Below are 13,819 nucleotides of genomic sequence, written 5' to 3' on the forward strand. Positions count from 1 at the left end.
GTTTCTGTTTATCATTCTCTATTTACCATAAGCATGTTTATGTTTATGTTTACGGTTACCTATTTGCCTATCACTAGTCGCTTCTATTTCAATTGTTTAGAAAACCAATAAAATATGTCACGATAAGACTCAGTTAATAACGTCACAGTCTGATCTTAACTCGGTTGAAATCAGTATTACTATCACTAGTTATAGAACGACCGATGATAGTTATCGTCAATAATCATTAAGGCTATGGAATAAACTATGCAAATTAACTTTTCAGATTACAGTTCATCAGAACGCTATCACTTGATGACTCAAACCATTGTTCCACGTCCCATTGCTTGGGTATTAACAGAATCAGATAAGAGTAATAACCAACAAAGTAATTACAACTTAGCGCCCTTCTCATATTTCACTGCCATCTCAAGTGATCCAGCTATATTAATGATATCACTAACTAAAAAACCAGATGGCGGCGATAAAGACACACTCATCAATATTTTAAAAAACAAAAAAATGGTCATTCATATTGCATCAGACACTCAAGGTGAATTAGTCACTAAAACCGCCGCAACACTAGCCTACGGAGAATCAGAGTTAACTGAAGCGGGGTTAACAACCACTGCCTTTGATGGCTTTTCATTACCACGTTTAAGCCAATGTGATGTGGCCTATGGTTGTGAATTATATGAGGTAAAAGAGATTGGTGATTTACCACAGAGTTTAATTTTTGTTGAAGTGAAACAGTTGTACATTAACGATAAGGTTTTAAATACTGAAAACCCAAACCGTATAAACATTGCAGCGGATAAGTTAAAGCCATTAGCGCGATTAGGCGGCGGTGAATACGCTGCAATTACCGACCCTTTTAGTTTTAAAAGGCCTGAATAATTGATACTAGAGCAACTGAAATAACTTGATTTATTAACACAGCTTTCTTCCTTAAAACCGTTTCATTTATTAAAGCTGTTTTATATATTAAAGCTGTTTTATATATTAAAGTCGCTTTATGTATCAAAAGATGCGCACTCATTATAAATGGCCAATAACCTTTGGCCGTTAAAGCAAATTTTTTTCCGCCTCGCATTCAAAAATAACAACCTCTCCTCTTTATTCTCAATACATAATTCAAATAATATCTACACGCATTCAATTATTGAATGCCTAACAACTCAATTACCATCAAGCATTAAATAAACGAAATGTAGGCACAAACTAAATCCCATTAATGGTACTTACCATGCTATTTATACTCATTTATAAAATTTTAAAACCCAATATACTACTGACTATATTTGATGCAGAGTAAAGGGACATGTTGAATTAATAGAACAGAATAAAATAGAAAAACACCTCTTAACATAATAAATTAACGCTAAAGTTCAAGTTATTCGGCTATCTATCAGCCAACTTACAAACGACAAGTAACGTCAAAAGTAAACATTACTCAAGGAGTCAGCCATGTGGATCATCTATGCATTATTAGCCGCCGTATTTTTTGGTGCAAGGGGCATAATGTATCAATGGACCTCACAAAAAAATATTAACCGTAACTTAATGTTATTCGGTGTATTTTTTGTAGGGTTCGTTATCAGTGCAATGGCGATGTTTATACTCGACCAACAATGGTATGGCTGGCAGGATATTTCAGTAGGCTTAACGCTAGGCTTAGGATCTTTTGTTGCAAATGCGGCCTTACATAAAGGTTTCTCTGTCGGTAAAGCATCTTTGATCAGTATTCTTTCAGGACTACCGCCTCTGTTTGTAGTGTTATTGGCTTTTCTATTTTGGCAAGAAACACTAACCACTCAACAATTAATAGGCTTCATTGTTATTTTCGCGGGTCTTTATACTATTCGTTATTCAAACGATATCTCTTTTAGTAACTTACAAGGCGCACAATGGGGCTTACTAGCTGCGTTGTGCTTTGCATTCAATGATATCTTAGGAAAGCAGTCAACTCGCTTAGAAGCGGATATGTTTGGTACCCTAACCTTAATGTTTGGTTTTGGTAGTCTGCTATTTGCAATAAGTTGGTTAAAAACACGTAAAACAATGACCGATAAAATAAACGAGCTAAGTTCACACCACTCTGAGATAAAAACATGGTCAGATACAAAAACGTTTTGTTGTGGGCTGGTCGTCGGTTTAACTAACGTAGCAGGCATGATGGCGATATTATCTGCGTTTGCCATTGGCACTACGGGATTAGTGTCAGCAATATCAGCGATGAATATCTTAATTATTTTACTCTACTCGCGCATTTTTCTAAAAGAGTCCTTTAGTCGTCAAGAGATCTTAGGGTTAACGGCAGCATTGGTGGGTATTCTTATTTTACGTTTAAGCCAATAACCATTAAAGAAAAGCCATTAAAGAAAAACCATTAAATAAAGCATCTTAAGCAAGATGCTTTAATACATATTCAATAAATAGCCTAACGCGTAATGGGATATTTTTTCTATCGCGGTACAGCATCGAAAATGCCTGACCTTCACTTTGCCAATCGGGAAGAATTTGTTTCACTTCTCCCCGTTCAATCATCGGCAAGGCAATATAGTCAGGGATATAGCTAATTCCTAGCCCTGTTTTCACGGCATAAGTCATCATCTGAATTTCATCCACTTCAAGTCGAACCAAGTTAGTAGGATGATAATTATATTTTTCACCTGTACGTTGATTTTCTAATTGCCAAGGCACTAAACGAAAACTGGTTATTTTAGGAAACGCCTCTAATTGCTCAGGGTGAGTAATATCGACGAAGGATTGGCTAGGATGGCTACATAACACATTACGTGTAAATTTAAGCTGCCGAACAACCCAATCATCAATCGTTGGGTTCCTCATTCTAAAGGCAACATCTATCCCTTCTTTTTCAATATCAATCAAACTGTTTGAAAAGCGTAAATCTAATTGTATGTCAGGATATGCTAATAAAAAGTCACAAAAGATAGCGCGTAAAAAATGTTTACCTAAATAAATAGGGGCAGTAATTCTAATTTTACCTTTGGGTTTAGTTTTCTCTTCATTGAGGTCTAGCTCTATGCCATTTAGCTCATCAAACAAAGCACAATAACGGTCATAATATTGGCTGCCCGTATGCGTTAGCGTGACACGGTGTGCATCTCGATTCAATAAGCGTAATTGTAAATCGTCTTCTAATTGACGTATGCGGCGACTTAATGTCGATAGAGGAATGGCAAGATTATCCGAAGCTTTTTTAAAGCTACCGAGTTTCACAATAGTGCAAAAGCTACGCAGATCATCAAGGGAATAATTAGATTTCATTACAAGCCAACGTCATCAATACACTCGCCTTTAGGTTTAAATTAAGCCTAGCTGTTTATTTAGTTGTTTAACTATTTAGTTGTTTAGCTATTTAGTTGTTTAGCTATTTAGCTAATCAATGATTCGACGAGATTGCCAGTAATGTTTTTTCCAATACACATTAGATAGTGAAGAAATTTTAGTACCTTGGCTTGTTGATACATGGAAAAACTCATCATCACCCATATAGATACCAACATGACGCGTTCTGCGACCGGTTTTAAAGAACACCAAGTCACCGACTTCCAACTCACTCTTTTTAATAGAGATACCTTTTTTAACCTGATACTCAGTGGTGCGAGGCAAATCAATATTAAAACTATTTTCAAACACTTGTTGAACTAAGCTAGAACAATCAATTCCGTTTAATGTATTGCCGCCATACTTATAAGGACTCCCGACCCAATGAGTATATTCATTACGTAATAACACATACAACAAATCTTCAGGGCTCATCTCTTGATCTGAACTTTTTGCGCTATCAGAATGATGACCTTTGGCTTCTTTAGATTCACTTTTAGTCAGTGTTTTATTACCTGCATTAGTGACTGTTTTGATTTCAGCTTGCTGCGGAGATGAGCTACAAGCGGCTAATAATAAAACCAAAGCTAATAAGCTACCATGTCGAAAGTAATTTTTGATTACGCTTGTCATCTAATTATTCTACCAAGTTTGTAAATAATGCGATTTGTGCATCATTGTCATTTGCGCAAAAAACAATGATTAATTGACCATCACTGTTTATAAATAGGTTTTTATTTTCTACAACTAAACGATTAGCTCCTCTATTAGCTACCGTAGTAATTAATAGCGTTGCTAATTTGTTAATGTGAGGTTGAGTATAGAAACGTAATCAAGAAATGCCATTTATCGATACTTCTTTATCGCGTTTATCAACCTTAATAGATCGAACAGATACAAAATAATAAGACTAACAACAAACAAAAAAGGGGCTTACGCCCCTCACAAATATTTTATAGATTAAAAACTTAACCTAAGATCTCAGCAAGTTCAGTGCTAATCACGTCAACGGCTTGAGTACCATCAAACTTATGATGAGCACCATTGCCTTGCGCAGCTTCATTCTTGTAATAAGCAATAAGCGGTGCAGTTTGTGAATGGTAAATATCTAAACGCTTACGCACTGTTGCTTCTTCATCATCAGGGCGAATAGAAAGTTCATCACCTGTTACATCATCTTTACCTTCCACTTTTGGTGGATTGTAAACGATATGGTAAGTACGGCCTGAACCAGAATGAACACGACGACCAGCCATACGTTTAACGATTTCTTCGTCTGGCACATCAAATTCAAGTACGAAATCAACAATAACACCCGCTTCTTTCATTGCATCAGCTTGTGGGATTGTACGTGGGAAACCATCTAGTAAAAAACCTTTTGCGCAATCTTCCTGTGCAATACGTTCTTTTACTAATCCAATAATCAATTCATCAGAGACTAATTGGCCCGCATCCATTAATTCTTTTGCTTTTAAACCAAGTTCAGTACCTGCTTTTGCAGCGGCACGTAACATGTCACCCGTAGAGATTTGTGGGATACCATATTTGTCCATCATGAACTGGGCTTGTGTTCCTTTACCAGCACCTGGAGCACCTAATAAAATAATGCGCATTATAGCTTCCTATATAATTAATAAATTCCAGACCGAAATTTACACCGTTGCGAGGAATTTCTCAAGAATATCAACAAAAAAGGCCTGCATAAGCAGGCCTTCAACACATTTATTAAAATATTAAGCGATTAATTAAGCTAATAGTAACTTATTAATTCGAGCAACAAATTCTGATGGGTCATCTAAACTACCTTTTTCAGAAAGTACTGCTTGTTGTAATAACAGCTCAGTCCACTCTGCGAATAACTCTTCATCGGCCATATCAGCTAATTTAGTAATCATCGAATGTTCAGGGTTCAGCTCAAAGATTGGCTTACTATCTGGAACAGGTTGTCCCATTTGTGCCATCAATTTAGCCATTTGCGTGCTCATGTCATCGTTATCCGCAACAATACACGTTGGTGTAGACGTTAGACGTTGTGTTAAACGAACATCTTTCACTTTATCACCTAGTACTGCTTTAACACGTTCAATGAAGCTAGCAAATTCAGTTTCTTGTTTCTCTTGCTCTTTTTTCTCTTCTTCAGAGTCTAGTTTACCTAGGTCTAAATCACCCTGTGTTACGCTGATAAACGCTTTACCATCGTACTCTGGTAAATGGCTTAATAACCACTCATCAACACGGTCTGATAGTAATAACACTTCGATACCTTTCTTACGTAAGATCTCTAAGTGTGGGCTGTTTTTAGCCGCATTAAAGCTATCAGCCGTAATGTAGTAAATTTTATCTTGTTCTTCGTTCATGCGTGAAATATAAGCATCTAAAGAAACAGTTTGATCTGCAACATCCGCTTCAGTTGAAGCAAAACGGAATAGCTTAGCAATTTGTTCTTTGTTGCTTGCATCTTCAGCTGGGCCTTCTTTTAATACTTGGCCAAACTCTTTCCAGAACGCGTTGTATTCAGTTTCATTTTTCTTAGCAAACTTCGTTAGCATAGAAAGAGCACGCTTAGTGCAAGCACTACGTAACTTAGTCGTTACACGTGTATCTTGTAGAATTTCACGTGATACGTTTAACGGTAAGTCATTTGAATCCAACACACCTTTCACGAAACGTAAGTACGTTGGCATGAACTGTTCAGCATCGTCCATAATAAATACACGTTGAACGTATAGTTTTAGGCCATGTGCTTTTTCACGGTTCCATAAATCGTATGGCGCACGTTTAGGGATGTAAAGTAAGCTTGTGTATTCTTGCTCACCTTCAACTTTATTATGAGACCATGTTAGTGGATCTTCAAAGTCATTAGCGATGTGCTTATAGAACTCTTTGTATTGGTCGTCATTCACTTCGCTTTTAGCGCAGTTCCATAAAGCAGTTGCTTTATTAACGGTTTCCCATGTTGCTTCAACAGCAGGCACTTTTTCGCCATCAGGACCGTCAGACTCAGGCACAGCATCTTTGAACATTTGTACAGGAATACTGATGTGGTCAGAGTATTTAGAGACAACATTACGTAGTTTGTAATCGTTTAAGAACTCAGCTTCATCATCACGTAAATGTAAGATGATTTCTGTACCACGATCTGCTTTTTCAATATCAGCTACCGTATAGTCAGCTTCACCAGCAGATTCCCAAGAAGTACCAGTAGACGCATCTTCACCCGCTTTACGTGTATTAACAGTTACTTTGTCAGCAACAATAAATGCCGAGTAGAAACCAACACCGAATTGACCGATTAACTGAGAGTCTTTAACTTGATCACCAGATAATTGCTCGAAGAAGTCACTTGTACCAGATTTAGCAATGGTACCTAAATGTTCAATGACTTCATCACGCGTCATACCAATACCATTATCGCTAATAGTGATTGTTTTTGCTTCTTCATCAAAGCTAATACGTACACGTAAGTCTGCATCGTTTTCGAATAAACTTCCGTCAGACAGCGCTTTAAAACGTAGTTTGTCAGCAGCATCTGCAGCGTTAGAAACGAGTTCACGTAGGAAAATTTCTTTATTTGAGTATAAAGAGTGGATCATTAATTTAAGCAGTTTGCCTGTATCAGCACTGAAAGTATGATTTTGTTGCTTTTCCATATTTCTATTTCTCTCTTAAACAAGTGGTTATTGGTCTTACTTAGATACTTTATAGATGGAGACAGTTGAAGCGATTTCAAGAGGAAATGTGATTTTTTTTAGTGTTGATGTGATGACTGTCATTTTTGTTCAGTTTTTGAGGATTGATGAATAGCATTGAAATTGGCTTGTCTTAAATCGTGAAATCACTAATTACTTTGAGGCCTGGTTCTCCTGCGCTCGTCGTAGCAGTTTCATTTTTATTCACAGTATTTTAGCCCTGTTGACGAATAGCGACTGAAGAATCAAAACGCAGTTTCGCAGTCTGAATAAGAAAAATTATTTAAATGGCCAAAGAAAAAAGAATCAAAAGAAAGCTACCTCCATTCATATTTTAACCTTAACATTAACGAACGTTTTTAATCATAACATCTTGGACTACACATCCATGTTCGGATGCGAGCCTAGCAGAAATGCCCTGTTTGCACTTACGAAAACAGTAGTTAATGTTAAGAAAATGCAAAGGGTGAGTGTTGAGTCTCCAGTGTGCAAAGCTTTGTGATATTATTTTCAATAAATAATAATGCTATGAGTAAATAATGTTAATTCCAATAGACTCTAATAAAATTTCAAACTTCAGGGATTTAATTAACTCTAATTCAAATTTTATCTTTGAAAAGTACCAAAATAAAAATGGTAAAAATTTATTTAACTTAGTTTGTTCATGCATGGATTGGCTAACTGTTTCTGTAAGACACCTAGAAAGCCAACCAGAGAAAAGTGATAATATTGACACTAGAGCAATGCAAATGTTCTCATTAATATCATCTATTGACCTTGTTTCTGAATCTATCTTTCAACTTCACAGAGTATTCATTAATCCCAAAACACTTCCTTTTCCAAATGATAGAGAATGCTTCAAAAATAGGCTTTTTGATAACGAAGATGATAATACCTATTTCAAATCAATTAGAGCATGCTTTGGAGCACACCCAGTAAACTTAAAAAATACAGATAGTAGACGGTTTGCAAGCTGGCCTTTTGATAGCCACATGTCTAATAGTGAATTAACAGTCCACCTTTATAGCAATAAAGTTGGGGAATCAGATTTAACTATGCATTTAAATTCACAGGAATTAATTCAGTTCCTAATCAAACGATATAATTACCTTGATGTAATATCATCTGAAATAAATATAATTTTTAAAGAGTTTAAAAAAAGCTTATGTACAAAGATTATTCACGATAAAACTGAACCTCTTGAAATGTTATACGGACTAAAAGAAGAATCTAAACTTAGGCTTAATAATGATTATTACAATGGGATAATTAACGATCTAATTATTATTTTTGAAACTAATGTTTGTGATATACAACTAAAAGAAATCGAATCAGATTATAAAGAGTCTTTGAAACCTTTAATTGCAGAAATTAAATATAATTTACAAAATATGCTAATTAATGATTTATTAAACAGCAAGATTTTATCTCCTAAATCAGAATTAGTGAAAGAATTAAGCTATGAATTAGGAAAGTTTTATTCTTGGGTTTACAGCACGAAAAATGATCCACTTGTAGATTATTATTTAAAAAGATTTAATACATCAAGCAATAATAAATACAATTTCTCTGTTCATGATTCAAACAATTTACTCTCTTTAAAAGTAAAACTAATGCTGAGTAAACACCACCAGAGTATGGATATTAATACTCTGGAATAGTTAAATATATAACCATTACTTAAAGTGGCTACATCAAACTCCCATCTCGTTTTCTGAATCAATAACTGCCTTTAGCAAGCTAAGGCAGGGATGCCGTTGCTAGCTCATTTCGAGACATGGATGTCGAGTATGAGCGATGCGTAAAGAAGGCTGTTATTTATTCAGATTAAAAAACGAATTGGGTGCCAGTCTTTTTGCTTACTTTATTCTTCTGGTAAGAAAAAGTATGTCGCCGACAGGGCGAAAATACTACTAAGAAATATTAAAGTGCCACGATGAGCGTAGACGAACCAAAGCTAAAAAATGCTCAATACAAATGTATCAAACTCCCTACTTCATTTGTCTGAATCAATAACTAAAATCAAGTGTCAATATCAAACGTCGTTCATCTGATGTTAACGCAGGAGATCGATGTACCAGTCCTGCTTGTTCATTTCCTTCCCAATGTTCGCCTTTTAATAAAGCGACATCACCACAATTAAGTTGTTGTATATCATTTTTATTTTGATATATCCCAGATTCACTATCGGATTTTCCGTTACTTCCCCTGCCTAGTTTTTCTCTATCCGCCACTTGGTGAGGTAACCATTCTGTGCCGACACCTTGAAAGGTTGTTATTAAACGACAAGGTACGTTATCGACATGAAACTTGGGGCACATCGCGCTATCAACTACGGTTAAACGCAATCCAACACGCTTAAGTTCAAACAAACAACAAAACATCTCCACCAGCTCAGCAATGTTTTCACTGAGTTCGTGCATTTCAGCCCCTAACGATTCGCTAATGCTCTCTAGTACACTTTGCGGTGAGACAGTCATCGACGCTTTAAACCTTGGTTTTTCTGTTAAAAAAATACTGACAGAATCTGATAATGTTGATGATAATGGACGCTGCCAAATAGCCATATTCACATCTGCTCGATAGATATCAGTAAAAATGTGAGGCTCATTGCCCTGAATGGAGTGTCGAACTTTTGTTACTTGCTCACAGCAGGTATCAATATCGAGAGTGTAGTCAGAGTTTGTCACGTTCATACTTGTTCCTATGCAGAAATGGATCTTGTCATGTTATCCAATGGACTTTGCCATGTAACATTTCAACTTAATTTAATAGTCAGTGATCGAGGCTTGGTTTATCTCTTTTTATAAAAAAGAGTTAAATCAATTTAATTATATCAATTAAATTGTTATGTTATAACATAACCTTATAAAAAGCATTATCCTGAGCAAAGTAAACTTTGTCAATAGAGGGTATGTTTAAGGAAGATGGATTAATGATTTGGGATATGGCCATAAAGCAACTTGGATTCAAACAATAAGAAAAGTGAAATAATCTTTGAGTTCAGTCATAGGTGAATAACTTTACTTGGATAGAAGCGAGTCTCCCCACACAAGGAAAATCAAAGCGAATAACATTCAAACCAATAAGCTCGACACAGAACCAATACAGAAAACCCCACGGCTCACCCAAACAGAGGAATAAATTACTTAACACTTATTTTTCAGCACAATATAACCAACAAAAAACTAGATAAAACATTAAATAACGCTTAGTTATTTGACGAGTAATTTATTCATTATTTTGAATACTTTAATAAGGAACGTTAATCAAGCTGCACCAAAAATGAACAATCTAAATAAAAAACACGCCACAAAGGTGCAAATATAAAGGTTTTTTAAATTTAAGATTAAAAATGACAATTAATTAAAAAACCAAATTGACGTTTTTAACTGTTTATTTATTTTTAGTAAAAAATAGAGAAAAAAATACAACAAAACAAAAAACTCTCCATCATATTCAAAATAAACAACAACAGAATAATAAACTACAATTCAACCATAAATAAGCATTATAGACTAAAGCAAAACTGCTAGAGTAATTGATAGCAAAATAACATTTACTAAGATGAGAAGTGCTTTAGATAAATTAATTAAAATTCTGTGTGTTGGCATATAACCTGCTATATCAGACTAGCTAGTCTAATTATTTTGATGCATTATTATTTGAATCTAAGCATGATTAAAACAGTGCAACTGAGCCGTTAGGCAATAATAAAATAAACTCTACTACCAATGGGAATATCAATATGGAAATTAAAAAACCTTACTTATTATTTTTAGGCGATGCACAAGATCCTCTAGCAGCTAAAGTTGCACAAGGCATCAAACAATGGCATCCAGAATACTGTGCTGGTCAATTCCGTATGGAAGATTGTAAAGCAGACTGTGGTTTAACAGACATGGATATTGCACAAGCAAAAGCTGCGGGCGTTAAAACATTAGTGATTGGTGTTGCTAACCGTGGTGGCATTATTTCAGATAATTGGTTAACTATCTTAAAAGAAGCATTAGAAGCCGGTATGGATTTAGCATCGGGCTTACATAACAAGTTAACTGATATTAAAGAACTTAAAGAATTAGCTGATAGCTTAGGTCGTAACTTATTTGATGTTCGCTTCCCAACACAAACATTCCCAGTTGCAAGCGGCTTAAAACGCTCTGGTAAACGTGTATTACAAGTAGGTACAGACTGCTCAGTGGGCAAAATGTACACCGCGTTAGCACTTGAAAAAGAAATGCTAGCACAAGGTATGAAAACAAGTTTCCGTGCAACGGGCCAAACAGGTATTTTGATTAGTGGTTCAGGTGTCAGTATTGATGCTGTTGTGGCTGACTTTATTGCTGGTGCTGTTGAAACTATTGCACCTGCAAACGATGCAGATCATTGGGACGTTATTGAAGGTCAAGGTTCATTATTCCATGCTTCATTCTCAGGTGTAACAGCAGGTCTTATCCACGGTTCACAAGCTGATGCATTGGTATTATGTCACGAGCCAACACGTGAACATATGCGTGGCTTACCAACTTACCCACTTCCAGACTTAAAAACATGTATGGAACTTAACTTAACAATGGCGCGCATTACTAACCCAGCTGTTAAGTTTGTTGGTATTTCGGTTAATACTTCACAACTGTCTGAAGCTGAAGCTGCAGAATACTTAGCAAAAGTTGAAGCAGAATTTAACCTGCCAGCAGTTGACCCATTCCGTGAAGGCGTTAGTCGTATTGTTGAAGCATTAGCAAAAATTTAAGGGCTGAATAATGAAGGTTAACCTACTAGACGAAAGCTGGCTTATTGAAGGATCTTTTACTATTTCTCGAGGTAGTAGAACCCATGCCAATGTTGTTGTAGTTGAACTGCAACAAGGTGAACATACTGGTCGTGGAGAATGCGTTCCCTATGCTCGCTATGATGAATCAATCGAGTCAGTGATCGCTGAACTGGCGGCTTTAGAAGACAAGATAGTAGCCGGGTTAACCCGACAAGAAATGCAATCCTTATTACCCGCAGGCGCTGCACGTAATGCATTAGATTGCGCCTACTGGGATTTAGCTTGCAAACAATCAGGCCAACGTATTTGGCAACAGCTTGAAGTTGCACAGCCTGAATCAGTCATTACTGCGTTCACATTATCTTTAGACACACCAGAACGAATGAAAGCAGCGGCAATAAAAAATGCACACAGACCATTGCTCAAGTTAAAACTTGCAGGTGAAGGTGATGTGGAACGTGTTGCAGCTGTTCGCGAAGGTTCGCCTAATGCACGTATTATCGTAGATGCAAATGAAGGTTGGAATGAAGCACAATATTTAGAGATGGTGCCTGAGCTCGTAAAATTAAATGTTGAAATGATTGAACAGCCTTTTCCGGCAAGTGATGATGCGGCTCTAGCCCATTTACCTCGACCAATCACACTTTGTGCCGATGAGTCTTGCCATGATAGCAGTAGCTTAAAAAATATTATTGGTCGCTACGACATGATCAATATTAAGCTGGATAAAACCGGTGGTTTAACAGAAGCCATCGCTTTAAAAGAAGAAGCTGAGAAAGCAGGATTACAGGTTATGGTTGGCTGCATGGTTGCAACATCGCTTGCAATGGCACCTGCTTTTATCGTTGCGCAAAATGTTCAAATTGTTGATCTTGATGGGCCATTATTACTGGCTGAAGATCGTCAATCAGGCATCCAATTTGATGAAAGTCTAATGAATGTTTACCAAGCAGCGCTTTGGGGTTAATTCATTAACAAGAACCCAAATTTTAAGTTAATGAATTTAGGTTATCTATTTTATAAATAGCGAGAATCAGATTATCGCTATATTACGAGGATTAAATGATGGGACGTATTGTCTACCTAGATGGTCAGTATCTTAAAGAAGATGAAGCTAAGGTTTCTATTTTCGATCGTGGTTTTCTTTTTGGCGATGCCGTTTATGAAGTAACGGCGGTGATTAATGGTAAATTAGTCGACAACGAAGGCCACATGATTCGCTTACAGCGTTCATGTAATGAATTACAAATAGCATTACCTGTAACACTAGCAGAAATCACCAACATTCAAAAAGAGCTCATTAAAAAGAATACGCTTAATGAAGGCGGTATTTATTTACAAATCAGCCGTGGCTCTGCTGGCGATCGTGACTTTGGTTACCCTGAAAATGTGAAGCCGACATTAGTGTTATTCACTCAAGCGCGTGAGCTATTAAATAGTCCAAAAGCAACGAAAGGCATGAAAGTGATTACTACTGAAGATATTCGTTGGAAACGCCGAGATATCAAAACAGTGGGTCTACTTGCTCCATGTATGGCTAAACAAGGTGCCATCGAAAAACAAGTTGATGACGCGTGGTTAGTTGAAGATGGTTACATCACTGAAGGCAGTTCAAATAATGCTTATATTGTGACGCAAGACGGTGTGTTAGTAACACGTCCATTAAGTAATGACATTTTGCACGGTATTACACGTAAGGCATTACTTGAACTTGCAGAAAAAGAAAGTATCAAAATTGAAGAACGTTTATTTACGGCTGAAGAAGCGTATCAAGCGGCTGAAGCATTTGTTAGTTCAGCAACCACTTTTGTATGGCCTGTGATTGAAATTGATGGTCACACTATCGGTGATGGTAAACCAGGTAATGTAGCGAAGAAATTGCGTGAGATTTACATTGAATTAGCAACAAAAACAGCTGAATAAGATGAGTTAAGTGTTTTATTAAAAACGTTATTCTCTAAAAACAGTTAACTAAGCACAAATAAGTAAGTACAAGTAAGTAAGCGCAAGCTTAAAGCGCTTAAGT

General features: G+C 36.4%; 12 protein-coding genes. 6 read left to right on the plus strand and 6 right to left on the minus strand.

The window, feature by feature from the left end:
* Positions 1 to 246 precede the first annotated feature (246 nt).
* A complete protein-coding gene (locus GQR59_RS12985; RefSeq protein ID WP_160063366.1) occupies positions 247 to 876 on the plus strand; it encodes a flavin reductase family protein in 630 nt (209 codons plus the stop codon).
* On the opposite strand, the gene GQR59_RS12990 is transcribed toward GQR59_RS12985, so the two are convergent.
* Complete coding sequence (locus tag GQR59_RS12990) at positions 860 to 1,072, minus strand: hypothetical protein (protein WP_160063368.1); 213 nt, start codon at positions 1,070 to 1,072, stop codon at positions 860 to 862. The two genes, GQR59_RS12985 and GQR59_RS12990, sit on opposite strands and share 17 nt — an antisense overlap.
* A gap of 374 nt (positions 1,073 to 1,446) precedes the next feature.
* On the opposite strand from GQR59_RS12990, the gene GQR59_RS12995 reads away from it, so the two are divergent.
* Positions 1,447 to 2,337 (plus strand): DMT family transporter, encoded by an 891-nt coding sequence (locus GQR59_RS12995; RefSeq protein WP_160063370.1) that lies wholly within the window; start codon positions 1,447 to 1,449, stop codon positions 2,335 to 2,337.
* A gap of 45 nt (positions 2,338 to 2,382) precedes the next feature.
* Here GQR59_RS12995 and GQR59_RS13000 read toward each other — a convergent pair whose 3' ends face one another.
* From GQR59_RS13000 to htpG, 4 genes are all read right to left on the minus strand, one after another.
* On the minus strand, positions 2,383 to 3,270 hold the full coding sequence (locus GQR59_RS13000; protein ID WP_160063372.1) for a LysR family transcriptional regulator: 888 nt from the start codon (positions 3,268 to 3,270) through the stop codon (positions 2,383 to 2,385).
* A 111-nt stretch (positions 3,271 to 3,381) separates the two neighbouring features.
* Complete coding sequence (locus GQR59_RS13005) at positions 3,382 to 3,963, minus strand: C40 family peptidase (protein ID WP_201288105.1); 582 nt, start codon at positions 3,961 to 3,963, stop codon at positions 3,382 to 3,384.
* 335 nt (positions 3,964 to 4,298) lie between these two features.
* A complete protein-coding gene (gene adk / locus GQR59_RS13010; protein ID WP_160063374.1) occupies positions 4,299 to 4,943 on the minus strand; it encodes an adenylate kinase in 645 nt (214 codons plus the stop codon).
* A 132-nt stretch (positions 4,944 to 5,075) separates the two neighbouring features.
* Positions 5,076 to 6,980 (minus strand): molecular chaperone HtpG, encoded by a 1,905-nt coding sequence (gene htpG, locus GQR59_RS13015; RefSeq protein WP_025565901.1) that lies wholly within the window; start codon positions 6,978 to 6,980, stop codon positions 5,076 to 5,078.
* 578 nt (positions 6,981 to 7,558) lie between these two features.
* Between htpG and GQR59_RS13020 the strand changes: the two genes are divergently transcribed.
* Complete coding sequence (locus tag GQR59_RS13020) at positions 7,559 to 8,680, plus strand: hypothetical protein (RefSeq protein WP_160063376.1); 1,122 nt, start codon at positions 7,559 to 7,561, stop codon at positions 8,678 to 8,680.
* A 348-nt stretch (positions 8,681 to 9,028) separates the two neighbouring features.
* On the opposite strand, the gene GQR59_RS13025 is transcribed toward GQR59_RS13020, so the two are convergent.
* Positions 9,029 to 9,715 (minus strand): DUF1826 domain-containing protein, encoded by a 687-nt coding sequence (locus tag GQR59_RS13025; protein ID WP_160063378.1) that lies wholly within the window; start codon positions 9,713 to 9,715, stop codon positions 9,029 to 9,031.
* Positions 9,716 to 10,767: 1,052 nt separating this feature from the next.
* On the opposite strand from GQR59_RS13025, the gene dgcN reads away from it, so the two are divergent.
* The 3 genes from dgcN to GQR59_RS13040 all read left to right on the plus strand — a co-directional run bounded on the left by dgcN (position 10,768) and on the right by GQR59_RS13040 (position 13,716).
* Entirely contained in the window at positions 10,768 to 11,772 is a 1,005-nt protein-coding gene (gene dgcN / locus GQR59_RS13030; protein ID WP_160063380.1) for an N-acetyltransferase DgcN, read from the plus strand.
* Between the two features lie 10 nt (positions 11,773 to 11,782).
* Entirely contained in the window at positions 11,783 to 12,760 is a 978-nt protein-coding gene (gene dgcA / locus GQR59_RS13035; RefSeq protein WP_160063382.1) for an N-acetyl-D-Glu racemase DgcA, read from the plus strand.
* A gap of 98 nt (positions 12,761 to 12,858) precedes the next feature.
* Positions 12,859 to 13,716 carry a D-amino-acid transaminase gene (locus tag GQR59_RS13040; protein WP_160065177.1) on the plus strand — a complete coding sequence of 286 codons (858 nt, stop codon included), beginning with the start codon at positions 12,859 to 12,861 and terminating at the stop codon, positions 13,714 to 13,716.
* The last annotated feature ends 103 nt before the right edge of the window (positions 13,717 to 13,819 follow it).

This window comes from Psychromonas sp. L1A2 (genome assembly GCF_009828855.1).
In the GTDB taxonomy this organism is placed as follows: Bacteria; Pseudomonadota; Gammaproteobacteria; order Enterobacterales; family Psychromonadaceae; genus Psychromonas.

Coding starts and splice junctions, on each gene's coding strand:
- GQR59_RS13025 (WP_160063378.1), bottom strand. CDS start 9,715: ATGAACGTGACAAACTCTGACTACACTCTCGATATTGATACCTGCTGT.
- htpG (WP_025565901.1), bottom strand. CDS start 6,980: ATGGAAAAGCAACAAAATCATACTTTCAGTGCTGATACAGGCAAACTG.
- GQR59_RS13000 (WP_160063372.1), bottom strand. CDS start 3,270: ATGAAATCTAATTATTCCCTTGATGATCTGCGTAGCTTTTGCACTATT.
- dgcN (WP_160063380.1), top strand. CDS start 10,768: ATGGAAATTAAAAAACCTTACTTATTATTTTTAGGCGATGCACAAGAT.
- GQR59_RS13005 (WP_201288105.1), bottom strand. CDS start 3,963: ATGACAAGCGTAATCAAAAATTACTTTCGACATGGTAGCTTATTAGCT.
- GQR59_RS12995 (WP_160063370.1), top strand. CDS start 1,447: ATGTGGATCATCTATGCATTATTAGCCGCCGTATTTTTTGGTGCAAGG.
- GQR59_RS13040 (WP_160065177.1), top strand. CDS start 12,859: ATGGGACGTATTGTCTACCTAGATGGTCAGTATCTTAAAGAAGATGAA.
- GQR59_RS12985 (WP_160063366.1), top strand. CDS start 247: ATGCAAATTAACTTTTCAGATTACAGTTCATCAGAACGCTATCACTTG.
- GQR59_RS12990 (WP_160063368.1), bottom strand. CDS start 1,072: ATGCGAGGCGGAAAAAAATTTGCTTTAACGGCCAAAGGTTATTGGCCA.
- dgcA (WP_160063382.1), top strand. CDS start 11,783: ATGAAGGTTAACCTACTAGACGAAAGCTGGCTTATTGAAGGATCTTTT.
- adk (WP_160063374.1), bottom strand. CDS start 4,943: ATGCGCATTATTTTATTAGGTGCTCCAGGTGCTGGTAAAGGAACACAA.
- GQR59_RS13020 (WP_160063376.1), top strand. CDS start 7,559: ATGTTAATTCCAATAGACTCTAATAAAATTTCAAACTTCAGGGATTTA.